At 49.9% G+C, this 13,632-nt stretch carries 16 protein-coding genes; 7 read left to right on the forward strand and 9 right to left on the reverse strand.

Going from position 1 to position 13,632, the window contains the following annotated elements; all coding sequences use genetic code 11:
* Window positions 1-101: 101 nt before the first annotated feature.
* Window positions 102-935, forward strand: coding sequence for a hypothetical protein (locus tag AC9UEO_RS10115; protein WP_509532742.1), 834 nt, complete (start codon window positions 102-104; stop codon window positions 933-935).
* A gap of 47 nt (window positions 936-982) precedes the next feature.
* Here AC9UEO_RS10115 and AC9UEO_RS10120 read toward each other — a convergent pair whose 3' ends face one another.
* From AC9UEO_RS10120 to upp, 7 genes are read right to left on the reverse strand one after another with little or no spacing between them, the layout of a single operon-like run.
* Complete coding sequence (locus AC9UEO_RS10120) at window positions 983-1,639, reverse strand: YqiA/YcfP family alpha/beta fold hydrolase (RefSeq protein ID WP_509532744.1); 657 nt, start codon at window positions 1,637-1,639, stop codon at window positions 983-985.
* Window positions 1,620-2,615: an ABC transporter substrate-binding protein gene (locus AC9UEO_RS10125; RefSeq protein WP_509532747.1), complete on the reverse strand. Its 996-nt coding sequence runs from the start codon at window positions 2,613-2,615 to the stop codon at window positions 1,620-1,622. The genes AC9UEO_RS10120 and AC9UEO_RS10125 overlap by 20 nt, the downstream gene beginning before the upstream one ends.
* On the reverse strand, window positions 2,591-2,872 hold the full coding sequence (locus AC9UEO_RS10130; protein WP_509532750.1) for a cupin domain-containing protein: 282 nt from the start codon (window positions 2,870-2,872) through the stop codon (window positions 2,591-2,593). The genes AC9UEO_RS10125 and AC9UEO_RS10130 overlap by 25 nt, the downstream gene beginning before the upstream one ends.
* Window positions 2,869-3,576: a fumarylacetoacetate hydrolase family protein gene (locus AC9UEO_RS10135; protein ID WP_509532753.1), complete on the reverse strand. Its 708-nt coding sequence runs from the start codon at window positions 3,574-3,576 to the stop codon at window positions 2,869-2,871. Before AC9UEO_RS10135 ends, AC9UEO_RS10130 begins: the two co-directional genes overlap by 4 nt.
* Window positions 3,573-4,040 carry a MaoC family dehydratase gene (locus AC9UEO_RS10140; protein WP_509532755.1) on the reverse strand — a complete coding sequence of 156 codons (468 nt, stop codon included), beginning with the start codon at window positions 4,038-4,040 and terminating at the stop codon, window positions 3,573-3,575. The genes AC9UEO_RS10135 and AC9UEO_RS10140 overlap by 4 nt, the downstream gene beginning before the upstream one ends.
* On the reverse strand, window positions 4,040-4,918 hold the full coding sequence (locus tag AC9UEO_RS10145) for an HpcH/HpaI aldolase/citrate lyase family protein (RefSeq protein WP_509532758.1): 879 nt from the start codon (window positions 4,916-4,918) through the stop codon (window positions 4,040-4,042). Before AC9UEO_RS10145 ends, AC9UEO_RS10140 begins: the two co-directional genes overlap by 1 nt.
* On the reverse strand, window positions 4,918-5,556 hold the full coding sequence (upp, locus tag AC9UEO_RS10150) for a uracil phosphoribosyltransferase (protein WP_509532761.1): 639 nt from the start codon (window positions 5,554-5,556) through the stop codon (window positions 4,918-4,920). Before upp ends, AC9UEO_RS10145 begins: the two co-directional genes overlap by 1 nt.
* Before the next feature lie 226 nt (window positions 5,557-5,782).
* Between upp and AC9UEO_RS10155 the strand changes: the two genes are divergently transcribed.
* The 6 genes from AC9UEO_RS10155 (at window position 5,783) to AC9UEO_RS10180 (ending at window position 11,412) form a co-directional block, all read left to right on the forward strand.
* Window positions 5,783-6,802 (forward strand): ABC transporter ATP-binding protein, encoded by a 1,020-nt coding sequence (locus AC9UEO_RS10155; protein ID WP_509532763.1) that lies wholly within the window; start codon window positions 5,783-5,785, stop codon window positions 6,800-6,802.
* A 61-nt stretch (window positions 6,803-6,863) separates the two neighbouring features.
* Window positions 6,864-8,138 (forward strand): ABC transporter substrate-binding protein, encoded by a 1,275-nt coding sequence (locus AC9UEO_RS10160; RefSeq protein WP_509532766.1) that lies wholly within the window; start codon window positions 6,864-6,866, stop codon window positions 8,136-8,138.
* 17 nt (window positions 8,139-8,155) lie between these two features.
* On the forward strand, window positions 8,156-9,067 hold the full coding sequence (locus AC9UEO_RS10165) for an ABC transporter permease (RefSeq protein WP_509532768.1): 912 nt from the start codon (window positions 8,156-8,158) through the stop codon (window positions 9,065-9,067).
* Between the two features lie 3 nt (window positions 9,068-9,070).
* Window positions 9,071-9,955 carry an ABC transporter permease gene (locus AC9UEO_RS10170; protein WP_509532771.1) on the forward strand — a complete coding sequence of 295 codons (885 nt, stop codon included), beginning with the start codon at window positions 9,071-9,073 and terminating at the stop codon, window positions 9,953-9,955.
* Window positions 9,952-10,668, forward strand: a complete 717-nt coding sequence (locus AC9UEO_RS10175; RefSeq protein WP_509532774.1) for a GntR family transcriptional regulator — start codon at window positions 9,952-9,954, stop codon at window positions 10,666-10,668. The genes AC9UEO_RS10170 and AC9UEO_RS10175 overlap by 4 nt, the downstream gene beginning before the upstream one ends.
* Before the next feature lie 6 nt (window positions 10,669-10,674).
* Window positions 10,675-11,412, forward strand: coding sequence for an aspartate/glutamate racemase family protein (locus AC9UEO_RS10180; RefSeq protein ID WP_509532777.1), 738 nt, complete (start codon window positions 10,675-10,677; stop codon window positions 11,410-11,412).
* 10 nt (window positions 11,413-11,422) lie between these two features.
* Here the strand turns inward: AC9UEO_RS10180 and AC9UEO_RS10185 are convergent, their stop codons facing one another.
* Both AC9UEO_RS10185 and puuE read right to left on the reverse strand, forming a co-directional pair.
* Window positions 11,423-12,667 (reverse strand): M20 family metallopeptidase, encoded by a 1,245-nt coding sequence (locus AC9UEO_RS10185; RefSeq protein WP_509532780.1) that lies wholly within the window; start codon window positions 12,665-12,667, stop codon window positions 11,423-11,425.
* Window positions 12,664-13,605, reverse strand: coding sequence for an allantoinase PuuE (gene puuE, locus AC9UEO_RS10190; protein WP_509532783.1), 942 nt, complete (start codon window positions 13,603-13,605; stop codon window positions 12,664-12,666). The genes AC9UEO_RS10185 and puuE overlap by 4 nt, the downstream gene beginning before the upstream one ends.
* Between the last annotated feature and the right edge of the window lie 27 nt (window positions 13,606-13,632).

Genomic DNA, 13,632 nt, shown 5'->3' on the forward strand with positions numbered 1-13,632 from the left:
CCTTGAAATGATGGTTTTGTAATGTTTTTAGGCACTTATTCGCTTAACTTAAGTCATGATTTGACGATTATCTGCATGACACCTCTTAGAAACGCTCTGTTTTGCTTGACAAAATCCATCATCCGCGAAGTGACTCTGACAACCTCTCCTCATTTCAAGAGTCGGTAGAGGCTGCGACCCAAACTTTTTACAAAGCGATTTGTGAGCAAAAAAGTATCAAGCATTTTTTGTTTGGTATTTCCTTAGAAAAAATTTATGAGAACATGAAAATCCATGGGGATTTTGTTGTTCTCAAGCCAGAAAAATACTACCGCGATGTCATCTCACAAACTGCACCGCCTGGTTTGCAAGTCACGCCCAATCAGTTTGAAGATATCTACAGCTGCTTGCTGGACGTGCTAAAAAAGCAAAGATTTTTAAAGAAGCAAATTCCTAAGCTTGCAAGCTACATCATTGAAAATATTGAAGAGACACGTGCCTTGATTGCAGATGCAGAGCCCAACATATTGCGCTCTCACGAGGTCACCAATGAATCCATTTGCGCCATGTTTAATCGATCCAGGGCAGAGGCTCGCATCGACAGCCACAACGATGTGTTTGTGCCTACTGGTTTTGATTACCCTTTTTGGGCACGCGTCAATCCGCAAGCGAATGAAATTATCTTTGGTGCACAAGCATTTCCAGTGAACTCTCAGGTTCAAACCCGTGAAATTGAATTCTTAAGTGAGCAAGCCAATGCAAAATTGGGCAACTTCATGATGGAGGTCGACAGTAGAACCCGTCATGGACCTATCCTTTTTTCTTTGCACAAAATGAAATACAAAGAATTTGTTCCCAAAAGAATGCTCATCAGAGCCGCTAAAGAGTTTTCCAGCGCATTTGAAACAGCAGTTAGCATGGATAAATACAAATACTTGATTTCTTCTTTGAACTGATTTGTTACAGGTCCGAGCAGGGCTTGCCAAACTGCAGCACGGGTACTTCAAAGTCCAAGGTAGTTTTTCACCACAGAAAAATGCTGTTCGAAGTCTGATATGCCATGATCTGAGCCTTCAATCAGATGAAGTTGGGCCAAAGGGTACCTTGCAACCATTTCTTGCCAACTCAGCACCTCATCACCCTTTGCAACCATATTCAGCAAGCTATGGGTGTCTTGCTGAGCTGTATCTTCACTGGCAGACATATCTCCCAATGCTTTTCTTCCCAGACCCACATACAAAGTTTTCAGCTCTTCAATGAAGTGCGGTTCGAATGTGACAAGTTCAAGCGGGTTATGCCAAGCGGTTTGTGTCCCTATGTAAGAGACCAAGTCTCTGGCCGGATGTACTGCAGGGTTGAGCAAAACTGTGCGACAACGCATCAAGGCGCCCAGCCAGGTTGCATAAAACCCTCCAAGAGATGAACCTATGACAGCCATCGAATGCTTGGGCCATGCATGTACGGTATTAAAGAGCATCTTGGCTGCGGCATTGGGTGAGGCTGGCAGTTGAGGGCAAAACCATACTATGTCTGGCCTGTGTGCTTGCAGCCATTGCCCAATGAACTGGGCTTTGAATGAACGAGGGCTGGAGCGAAAGCCATGTGCATACACCATGTGCGTGGTGTTGGCAGGTATTGCCTCAGAGATAGCTTGCGTCAAAAAAAGTCTCCAAGCTGAATGCAGTTTGCGCTGTTATTTGTCCTGTATCTTTAAGGGCTTCAAAGACGGCTTTGGCAGCGGGCTCATAAACCCGCAGTTGTGGCGCAAACATTTGCAAACGCAGGGCTTGTTCTATGGAGCGGCTGGCAAATGCGGGGGTGGTTTGAAGCTCAAGGGCAAGCATAGGTGTCAATGCCTGTTGTTGTTGGGTTAATTGGTTTTGGGCCAACAGCAGCACCTTTAAGAATTGCCGCAAAGCTTGCGCATTTTGTTGCGCCCATTGCGTGTGAACATTCACCGAGGTAAAGAGCCAATCTGGAACCAAAGAAGCAATGGCGCCTAAATTAGGGTAGCCAGCTTCTTCGGCCACATAGCTTAAAGGGAAGGGCTGAAAACCCACATCGATACTCGCCTCTTGCAAACGCTTCCAACGTGTAGGCGCTCCCCCCACTGCGACTACGCTGTATTCGTCGGGCTTGAGACCTACCGATTGCGCATAGCGTTTGACCAAATAGGCGGTCCCTTCCTTGAGGGACAAGACCCCAAACCTGGCGCCTTTCAAATCTTTGTCGGATTTGATGTGCGGTCTGGCAATGATTTGATGCGGCAGTTTTTCCGCATTACCCGCCACCATTCGCAAAGGCCCATGGTTGTAGGCGTCAACCATGATGGACTCAGGGGTAGAGATGGCAATGTCTATTTGCCCCTCTCGCAGGCCTTGGGTGATACGTTCAGCGTTGTCGAAAACGGTAATCTCGACCGACAAGCCCTGATCCCTAAAAAGATGCTGGGCAAGCGCAGCCCATAAAGGCGCATAAAAAACAGTTCTAGAAATAATGGCCACACGCAACACGGGTAGGGCATGTGTTGCTTGTGCGAAGCTTTGGGGAGAGTGGTGGGTGCAGGCTAAAGCACCCAACAAGGCCAGTGTCGATCTGCGCGACTGGGCCATCAGTGGTTGGCGCGGGCCACCCATACAGTGGCACCATCAGAGCCATAAAGCTCAGCATGTTCGATGTTGCGTGCCAGTCGGAAATAGTCGCCAGCTTTCAGGTGCGTGACTTTTTCTCCCACTGTGAGCCAATACTCACCACGTTGGACATAAGCGCTGACATCAAAAGGATGGGTATGCGTGTCGATTTTCAAATCCGAGGCCCATTCTCGAACCAAAATTTCATCAAACCCCTCTTCAAGGGATTGTGCTGTGAAGGACTCTAAGGTGGGTATGGTCATGGGCTTACCTTTACGCAGATGGATGAAAGTCCTTGAATGAATCCCAGCATGGTGTCACCAGCTTTCACAGGTCCCACGCCATCGGGGGTGCCACTGAATATCAGGTCACCTGGGTGCAATTCAAACAAGGTTGAGAGATTGGCAATGGTCTCATTCACAGACCAAATCAAGTGGGAGATATCGCTTTTTTGTTTGGCTTCGCCATTCACATTCAAGCCAATTTCCCCTGCGTTGATTTCGCCAGTGTCAGATTTGAGGTGCAACACGCCGATCGGGGCGGCGTAATCAAAGGCCTTGCCAATCTCCCAAGGGCGTCCTTGCTCACGCATTTTGATTTGCAGGTCTCTGCGCGTCATGTCCAAACCGACGGCGTAGCCCAAAATATGTTCACTGGCTTGTTCGATGGCAATGTTTTTACCCGCCTTGCCAATCGCCACCACCAACTCGATCTCAAAGTGGTAGTTACTGGTTAAAGAAGGATAGGCAATCGAAACTGTTGTATCTGCGGGTACTGGAACGACCGATTGCGCATCATTGGCTTTGCAAAAGAAAAACGGCGGTTCACGATCGGGGTCAAACCCCATTTCCCTTGCGTGAGCAGCGTAATTTCTTCCCACACAGTAAACACGTCTGACTGGGAAGCATTCGGGTCGTCCTGCAATTGGCAGACCGACAACGGTGTGAGGTTCGAAGAGGTAGTTCATGCGGTGGCGTCCGTGGGTGTCTTCAACATCAAAGCAGTGCGTTTGCAAGAGGCGATCAGTACATTGTGTTGGTTGTAGCCTCTGTGGGCAAAAATCACAATGCCGTTGCGTGGGCGAGATTGGCTTTCTCGTAGCTCAAGTACCTCGGTTTCCACTCGGACGGTATCCCCATGAAACAAAGGTTTGGGAAACCTTACCTCGTCCCAGCCCAAGTTGGCCACTGTGGTGCCAAGGGTGGTGTCGCCGACTGAAACACCCACAATCAAACCCAAGGTGAAAACGCTATTGACAATGCGTTGACCAAATTCGGTATGGTGTTTGCAATACTCCTCATCGAGGTGCAAGGCAGCGGGATTGTGGGTCAGTGCAGAGAACATGACATTGTCCATTTCGCTCACCGTGCGACGAATCGCATGTTGAAAGACTTGCCCCACATAAAACGCTTCGAAATACAGACCAGCCATCAGGTTTTCCTAGAAAGTTCGAGCAAGCGCAAGGCTTGCGTGAGGTGAGGTTTGTCCACCATTTTGCCGTCCAATTGCACTGCCCCTGCGCCGCTTGCTTGGGCAAACGCATCAACGATGCGTTGCGCATGGTTGAGTTCATGAGTGGAAGGGGTGAAGCCTTGGTTGATTACCTCGATCTGATCTGGGTGGATAGCCAATTTACCGCTAAAGCCTTCGCGGCGGGCTTGTTGCACATCAAGCGCCAGTGTCTGCATGTTTTTGAAATCCACAGACAAGGTATCGATGGCTTGAATTTGTGCATGGGCCGAGGCCAACAAACAAAGCGAGCGGGCAAGCTTATAGGTGAAAGTGAACTCGCCTGACGCATCGCGGTTAGAACTCGCACCAACGGCGGTTGCTAAATCTTCTGCGCCCCATGTCAAGCCTTGTAAACGAGCGGATGAGCCCGCATAGCTTTGCAAATCGAACAAAGCACCAGGCACTTCTGTGGCGACAGGGATGATGCGAGTCGAACCCAACAATAGGCCCTCGCGGGTTTCAAGTGCTGATAAGTAATGGTCCAGTTGCTGGGCATGCAGCGCATTCAAGGGCTTGGGAAGCATGATGCCGTCTGGGCGTGCTGGCATGACTGCCACCAAATCGGCCAAGGCTTGTGAGGTTTGCAACGGATTGATACGCACCCACAGTTGTTGATGGGTGCGTTGGCGATGGGATTGCAAAAACTCAGCCACCATTGCACGAGCAGTTGCTGTGCGCTCGGGTGCGACAGAATCTTCCAAATCCAAAATCAAAGCATCAGCAGCGGTGCTGGTGGATTTGGCCAGTTTTTTTTCACTGTCGCCTGGGACAAAAAGCAAGGAACGAAGGGTCGTCATTATTTGGTACCAAAGATGCGGTCGCCTGCATCGCCCAAGCCAGGCAGGATGTAGCCATCAGCATTCAATTGCCGGTCAATCGATGCCGTGAAAATGTGCACATCGGGGTGGGCTTCTCGCATGGCAGCAACACCTTCTGGGCAGGTCAGCAAGCACAAAAATTTGATGGACTTAGGATGGGTGAGTTTGATCCGCGTAATGGCAGCAACAGCTGAATTGCCTGTCGCCAGCATGGGGTCGACCACAATCACATCTCGTTCAGGCATGTTCTGTGGGGCTTTAAAAAAATACTCCACGGCCTGCAAAGTGTCGGGGTTGCGATAAAGCCCAATATGTCCCACTCTGGCACCTGGCACCACTTGCAACATGCCATCCAAAATCCCTGTTCCCGCTCTCAAAATGCTGATCAGTGCCAATTTCTTGCCATCAATGGTGGGCGCTTGCATGGTCTCCATAGGTGTATCAACAGACACGTAGCTGATTTCCATGTCGCGGGTGACTTCGTAGGCCATGAGCATCGATAGTTCATTTAGCAAGCGCCTGAAACTGCTGGTGCTGGCGTCCTTGCGGCGCATCAAGGTCAATTTATGTTGCACCAAGGGATGCGAAATCACATGGACAAAGGGGTCGTTTTGCATAAGCGAACAGAGGTTATTTTCAAATGCATTGTCGCTTCAAATTCCCAAGAAACCTTGTGCCTGGTCAAGCCCTGAATTGGTGCCATGAACCTATCGTTAACCCTAGTTTTGCACCCATTTTGTGCGGTCAAAAACAAATTTCAGCACCGATTGAATGCAATTTCGATTATCTTTGCATACAAACAGGCCAAAAATCGGTTGGCATCTTGATTGCTAGGGAAATTGCATGCCTCTCTCCACATACGTTAGTGACAACACCCTGGAATTGATTGCGTTGTCCAAGCATTACAGCGCTGACAGCATTGCTGTGGACAGCATTGATTTAAAGGTGCCCACCAACCATTACTGTTGCTTGTTGGGGCCATCCGGTTGTGGCAAAACTTCTACCTTGCGCATGGTGGCGGGTCATGAAGTGGTGACCTCTGGCGATGTGATTTTGGGTGGACGAAATATCACAAACGCTACTGCTGCAGAACGCGGTACGGCCATGATGTTTCAAAGCTATGCCTTGTTTCCCCACCTCAACTCTTTAGACAACGTGGCTTTCAGTTTGAAGATGCGCGGTGTCGGCAAGGCTGAGCGTCATCAACGTGCCCATGCTTTGTTGGAACGTGTGGCCATGCAGTCTTATGCCCAGCGCTTTCCCTCTGAATTGTCAGGCGGACAGCAGCAGCGCATTGCTTTGGCCAGAGCGCTGATCATGGAGCCAAGGGTGCTTTTGCTCGATGAGCCTTTGTCAGCCCTCGACCCTTTCTTGCGTATACAGATGCGAGCTGAATTACGCCGTTGGCAAAAAGAATTGGGTTTGACGTTCATCCATGTGACCCACTCGCAAGAGGAGGCTATGGCCTTGGCAGACACCATGGTGGTGATGAACCACGGACGCATTGAGCAAGCTGGTACACCCCAAGAAGTATTTAACCGTCCCGCTTCAGAATTTGTTGCCCGTTTTATGGGTGGTCACAACCTTGTCAAAACTTCGCAAGGCTTGGTTGCAGTTCGAAGCGACAAAATTGAAGTGCTTGAATCGTCTCAAGCGGGCAGCAGCCCTGGCGTTCAGGCCTCACTGATCGACATTGAGTTTCAAGGCAGTTACTGCTTGCTGGCATTTGCCCCACAAGGACAACACACAGAAACCATGAGCGTGATGTTGCCTGAATCAAACGTTAAATCGAATTGGACTTCAGGACAAACCTATCACTTGCAATGGCAAGAAGCTGACGGCCATGTGTTGTCAACCCATTAAACCCATGTTCACTCTCGCCGCCTGACGATCTCAGGTTTTTTAACCCCTTAGAAGGAAGACCATGAAAGACGAAAAACCCTCTGTAGATCAATTGGCGACTGGTCGCCGTTCAGTTTTAAAAGGTACTGCTGCTATTTTGGCAAGCGGTATCTTCCCAGCTGTGCATGCCAGCGAAAAGATTGTGTTGCGCTACCTTGGTACAGCTGTGAACCAAGACAAAGCCATTGCTGAAAAATTCAAAGCCGATACCGGCATTGAAATTCAATACGTTGCCGTCACCACTGATGACGTGACCAAACGTGCAGTGACTGCGCCCAATTCGTTTGATTTGATCGACACCGAGTACTTCTCTTTGAAGAAAATCGTTCCTACTGGTAATTTGTTGGGTATCGACACCAAGCGCATCAAAAACGCCGACAAGATCACCACCTTGTTCACCAAAGGTGAAGTGGCTGGTAAAAAAGTGGGCGACCAAGGTACCGCGCCTAAGAAAGTTATGTACTTGGACAAACCCGATAGCAAGACTTTCTCTGCCACGCCCACACAGTACATGACTCTTATCCCCACCGTGTACAACGCAGACACTTTAGGTATTCGCCCTGACTTGATTAAGCGTCCCATTAGCTCATGGGCCGAGTTGCTCAACCCAGAATTCAAAGGCAAGGCTGCTATTTTGAATATCCCTTCCATCGGCATCATGGATGCTGCTATGGTGGTTGAAGCCAAAGGTATTTACAAATACCCCGACAAAGGCAATATGACCAAGGCCGAAATCGACTTGACCATCAAGACCTTGATTGAAGCCAAAAAAGCCGGTCAATTCCGTGCCTTGTGGAAAGACTTCAATGAGTCCGTCAACTTGATGGCTTCTGGTGAAGTGGTGATCCAGTCCATGTGGTCACCCGCAGTGACTGCTGTGCGTACCAAAGGCATTGACTGCGTGTTCCAGCCATTGAAAGAGGGATACCGTGCGTGGGCGGCTGGTTTTGGTGTGCCCAAGTCCGTGAGTGGCAAAAAAGCCGACGGCGTGTACGAGTTCATCAACTGGTTCTTGGACGGCTGGGCGGGTGCATACCTTAATCGCCAAGGCTATTACAGCGCGGTGTTGGAAACAGCTAAAGCCAAAATGGAAGCCTACGAGTGGGCTTACTGGATGGAAGGCAAACCTGCGGCCAAAGACATCAAGTCTCCCAATGGCGACTTGTTGGCCAAAGCCGGTAGCGTGCGTGACGGCGGCAGCTATGAAACCCGTATGGGTGGCATCGCTTGCTGGAATGCTGTGATGGATGAAAACGAGTACATGGTTAAGAAATGGAACGAATTCGTCGCAGCTTGATGGGTTCTGTTTAAGCCATGAGTCATCAGCAGAACACCGTGAAAACAGCGGCACCTTGGCGCATTTCTGCGCTGTGGCAAGCCACGCCCTATTCACTGGTGTTTCTGCTGTTTTTTCTGATTCCCTTGGGACTGATCTTCATGGTCAGTTTCTGGGAATTCAATGAATATGAAATGATTCCCTCCTTTACCTTGCACAGTTACTTCAGTATTTTTGAAGGCTGTTCCAGCTTGAATGACTATGGCGATGTTTGCGTTACCTTGAAAACTTACTGGTCCACCATCAGCATCAGCTTGATGGTGTGGGCAATTACGCTGGTGCTGGGTTTTTCAATCGCTTATTTTTTGGCGTTTTGCGTTCAGTCGTCTTCAACGCAGACGCTTTTGTTTGTGTTGTGCACGGTACCTTTTTGGACATCCAATGTCATTCGCATGATTTCTTGGATTCCCTTGCTGGGTCGCAACGGCTTGGTCAATCAAACTCTGCAAAACATGGGCTTGGTGAACCAACCCATTGAATGGCTTTTGTTTTCTCAATTCTCCGTGGTGTTGGCCTTTGTGCATCTCTACACCATGTTCATGATTGTCCCCATCTTCAATTCCATGATGCGTATTGATCGCTCATTGATTGAAGCCGCCTACGACACGGGGGCAACGCCTTGGCAAACGCTTTGGAATGTAGTGATTCCATTGTCACGAACCGGCATCATCATTGGATCTATTTTTGTCATCACCATTGTCATGGGTGACTTCGTCACCATAGGCGTTATGGGGGGGCAGCAAATCGCCTCTGTGGGCAAAATCATCCAAGTGCAAACCTCTTTCTTGCAGTTTCCACTGGCTGCGGCCAACGCAGTGATTTTGCTTTTGGTGGTGCTTATGATTATTTGGGGCCTTACCCGCCTCGTTGATATTCGCAAGGAGCTTTGATCCATGGCTCGAATATCCTACGCACAAAAGAAACCTGCAGGATTTTGGGGACTGCTTGCCGTGTTTGTCGGCTTTGTTTTGTTCTTGTACGGGCCGATGATCACGATTTTTATTTTGAGCTTTCAAGGGCCTGAGGGTGGTTTGACCTTTCCTTTGCGTGGCGTTTCACTGCACTGGTTTTACAAATTGGCTGAAGGCTTGGGGGTTGTAGACATTGGTGCAGCATTTAAACGCTCCTTGTTGCTGGGTTCGGTGGTAATGCTGATCACCATGCTGATGTCAGTATTGGCTGGTTTGGCGTTTCGCAAAAAATTACGCGGTGGCGATGCTCTTTTTTATGTCACGGTGGCTAGCCTCATCATGCCCTCCATCATCGTGTCCTTGGGCATTGGTCTTCAATTTCGCTTGCTCGACACCGGCATCAAGTCTGTTCTTGAAGCTTGGGGTATGACCGATCTTTTAGAAAATTTTGGAACATCGCTGGGCTTATTTACCTCAGCCATGGGGGCACACCTGACATGGACTTTGCCTTTTGGCTTGCTCATCATGTTTGCGGTTTTCAACCGCTTTAATCCCGCTTATGAAGAGGCCGCACAAGACTTGGGTGCCACACCTTGGCAGACCTTTAAGCACGTGGTTTTTCCACTTATTGCCCCCTCGGTGGTGGGTGTGGGCATGTTTGGTTTTACTCTAAGCTGGGATGAAATTGCCCGCACATCTCAGGCCATTGGCGACGTCAATACCTTGCCTCTTGAGCTTCAAGGCTTGACCACCACAGTCACCAATCCCGCTATTTATGCCTTGGGCAGTGTTACCACCTTGATTTCTTTTGCCGTCATTGGCATTGCATTGTCTACAAGTGCTTGGCTTCGAAGAGGGCGAAAATGAGCAGTACGGCCTTCAAGGAAGACCATGTTGTGTGGAGTGACCAAGCGATTTATGAGCGGATTGTGGAGTCTGTTCTCGATCATCGATTGCCACCCGGTACCCGTTTGACAGAAGACCGCTTATGCGGTATTTTTGGTGTCTCGCGAACCCGAATCAAACCCATTTTGGTTCGTCTGGCCAATGAGCGAATCATCACGCTCACGCATAACCGTGGTGCTTCGGTCTCTCAACCCACACAGCAAGAATCCATCGAGGTATTTGAAGCCCGTCGTCTGATTGAACCCGTTCTGGTGCTTCGATTCATGGCAAAAGCGCAAGCGCACGATATTGCCCATTTGTCCAGAATGATTACCCAAGAGGGACAAGCTCAAGATGCAGGCGATTGGCATAAAGCCATTCGTTTGTCTGGTGAGTTTCATCTGTATATTTCTGAAATTGCAGGCCATGAAACCTTTGGCCGAATGATGCGTGAATTGATTTCCAGAAATTCTCTGATCTTGATGGCCTGGGGATCCCGAGACCCAGGACTGCGCAGGCAGCACGCCGCATGTGGCTGCCAAGAGCATAAAAAACTCTTAGATGCAATTCGCTTGCGAGACACCACAGAGGCGCCGCTTCAAGTCATCGCGCATCTCAACACCATTGAAAGTCAATTGAATTTCACGCTGGCTCAAATTCAATCTGTGGATTTAGAACAGTTGTTGCAAGACTGATTCGCTGTGCGTCACTTACTCGTCATCAACCCCAACACAGGCCAAGCCACCACACAGCGCCTGTCTTCCCACTTGCAAACCCTTTTGCCAAGTGATGTCGCATTGGATTGCATCAATGCCCGTTTCGGAGCCCCCTATATTGCTTGTGAGGCCTCTCACGCAGTGGCCAGTCATGCCTTGCTTGACGCTTGGGCACACCATCTGCACTCGGCAGACCATGCGCCTGATGGTGTTGTTATTGCCTGTTTTGGCGATCCTGGCTTGTTTGCTTTGCGCGAAGCCAGTGCTGCGCCCGTCACAGGGCTGGCTGAAGCCTCCTTCATACAAGCTTCTCGCTTGGGTCCCTTTGCCATCGTGACGGGAGGCGTTCGCTGGAAACCTATGCTGGAGCGACTTGCGCTTGGCTTGGGTTTTGCGTCACAGTTGCAGCATATTGAGTTGGTTCTTGAGACAGGCGCACAGTTGTTGGCTGACCGTGAGCTTGCTTTGCGTGTGTTGGCTCAGGCCTGCCGTAAAGCAGCGCAAACCGGCGTGAAATCGGTGATTTTGGGTGGCGCAGGTTTGGCCGGTTATGCGGCAGACTTGCAAGCCTCGGTCGATTTGCCTTTGATTGACAGCGTGTCTGCAGGCGTTGATCTGTATTTGCAACGGGCGTTGCCTGCCTCACATCGTTCTTTCAATGGCTTTGATACCACTTGGACGCAAATGCCGCCCGAGATGGACTTTAGACTGATAGACCGTTAAACGGCTGCGCTTAGCTCAGCAGGTCAGACAAACTGCGTGCAATGACTTTGGTGGCTCTGCGCAGGTCCTCTAAGTCGAGACGTTCGTCGGCACGTTTGGCGTGGGATTCCAGTACGGTGCGAGGGCCAGCGCCGTAAATAACGCCAGGGATGCCTTGCTCCACATACAAGCGAACATCGGTATACAAGGGCGTTCCCACTGCAGGAATAGGTTCGCCAAAAATTGTGCTGGCGTGTTTTTGTAAAGCATCGACCAAAGGTTTATTGCCAGGCAAGGGTTTCATGGCATGGGCCATCAGCATTCGCCTGATATCGATATGAATGGCGTGTGCTGCGTCACGTTGGCTGTTGTAAGCAGCGACGGCTTGTTCCAAGACTTGGCGAATAGACGCTTCGACTTGCACAGGGTCTTCTTCGGGAATCATGCGCCGGTCCAACTTGAAAATCACTGTGCCAGGAATTACGTTGGTATTGGTTCCACCTTCAATCAAACCCACATTCAGGTAAGGATGGCTGATGCCTTCAACTGTAGAAGTGATTTTTTTATACAAGGCATTTTGCGCATACAAAGCGTTGAGCAATGCCACGGCGCCCTGCAAAGCATCTATGCCACTGTCAGGTATGGCAGCGTGTGCCATTTTTCCGTGGACCGTGACTTCCATTTGCAGACAACCGTTGTGTGCAGTGATCACTTGGTAGCTAAAGCCTGCAGCAATCATCAAGTCGGGTTTGGTGTGGCCGTGCGACAAAAGCCATCCAGGGCCAACTTCGCCACCAAATTCTTCGTCATAGGTGAATTGAAGTTCTACTTGACCTTTGCTGGGTTTGGCGACGGCCTCCAAAGCGCGCAGCGCAAAAGTGAAGGTAGAAAAATCGCATTTGCTGACAGCAGTGGCTCGTCCATAAATTTTGCCGTCAACAATGTCACCGCCATAGGGGTCGTGTGTCCAACCCTCACCAGGGGGCACTACATCACCATGGGCGTTCAGGGCAATCACCAAACCTTCACCGTAATGCCGTTTGACAATCAAATTGGTGATCGAGGTCAGACCTTGGGCTTTGACCTCTGCCTCTGGCACTTCTAAGCGCTGGCAGGGCAAACCCATTTGTTCTAACAAAGCGGCAGTTTTCAAGGCGTGGGGGGTATTGTTTCCAGGCGGTGTATCTGTAGGGATGCGCACCAATGTTTGTAAAAATTGCACCTGTTCGTCGAAATGGGCATCTATCCATTGGTCAAGTTGGCTGTAATTGCTCACGTTTTTTCCTGATAGGGATGGTGTTGTTTCCAATGCTTGGCAATATCGATACGCTTGCAAACCCAAACGCGGTCGAACTTGGCAATGTGGTCTAAGAACTTTTGCAAAGCAACGATGCGACCAGGGCGGCCCAGTAATCTGCAGTGCATACCAACACTCATCATTTTCGGCGATTCTGCCCCTTCAGCATAAAGCGCATCAAAGCTGTCACGAAGGTAGATGAAGAAATCTTCTGCTTGGGAAAATCCTTGCGGTAAAGAAAAGCGCATGTCGTTGGTGTCTAGGGTGTAAGGCACCACCAAATGCGCAACAACCTCGCCATTGGTCTTGGCGACCTTCATCCAAAAAGGCAAATCATCCCCGTAGTAGTCGCTGTCATATTCAAATCCACCATGGTCCACTACCAGACGCCGTGTATTCGGGCTGTCTCGTCCGGTGTACCAACCCAGAGGCGCTTGCCCTGTCATCTTTTGGATGATGTCCATGCCTGTTTGCATGTGTTGACGCTCAGCGTCTTCATCGATATTTTGGTAGTGAATCCAACGCCAACCGTGGCAGGCAATCTCGTGTCCTTGCGCAATCAGTGCTGCGGTCAGCTCAGGATGACGCTGTAGCGCCATACTCACGCCAAAAACCGTTAAGTGGAGTTGACGTTTTTCAAACTCACGAAGTATGCGCCACACACCTGCACGTGAGCCGTATTCGTAGATGCCTTCCATGCTCATATGTCTCGCTGCAAAGCTAGGCGGGTTGAACATTTCAGACAAAAACTGCTCAGACCCCGCGTCACCATGCATGACGGCGTTTTCTCCACCTTCTTCGTAATTCAGCACGAACTGAACCGCCACACGTGCCTGTCCTGGCCAGTTGGCATGGGGAGCTTGTCGGCCGTAACCAACCAAGTCTCGTGGGTAAGGGAGGGTTGTGTCGTAGGTCATGAATCAATCTGTAGCTGGAATATACAG

This window comes from Limnohabitans sp., from assembly GCF_040401495.1.
Taxonomy (GTDB): domain Bacteria; phylum Pseudomonadota; class Gammaproteobacteria; order Burkholderiales; family Burkholderiaceae_C; genus Limnohabitans.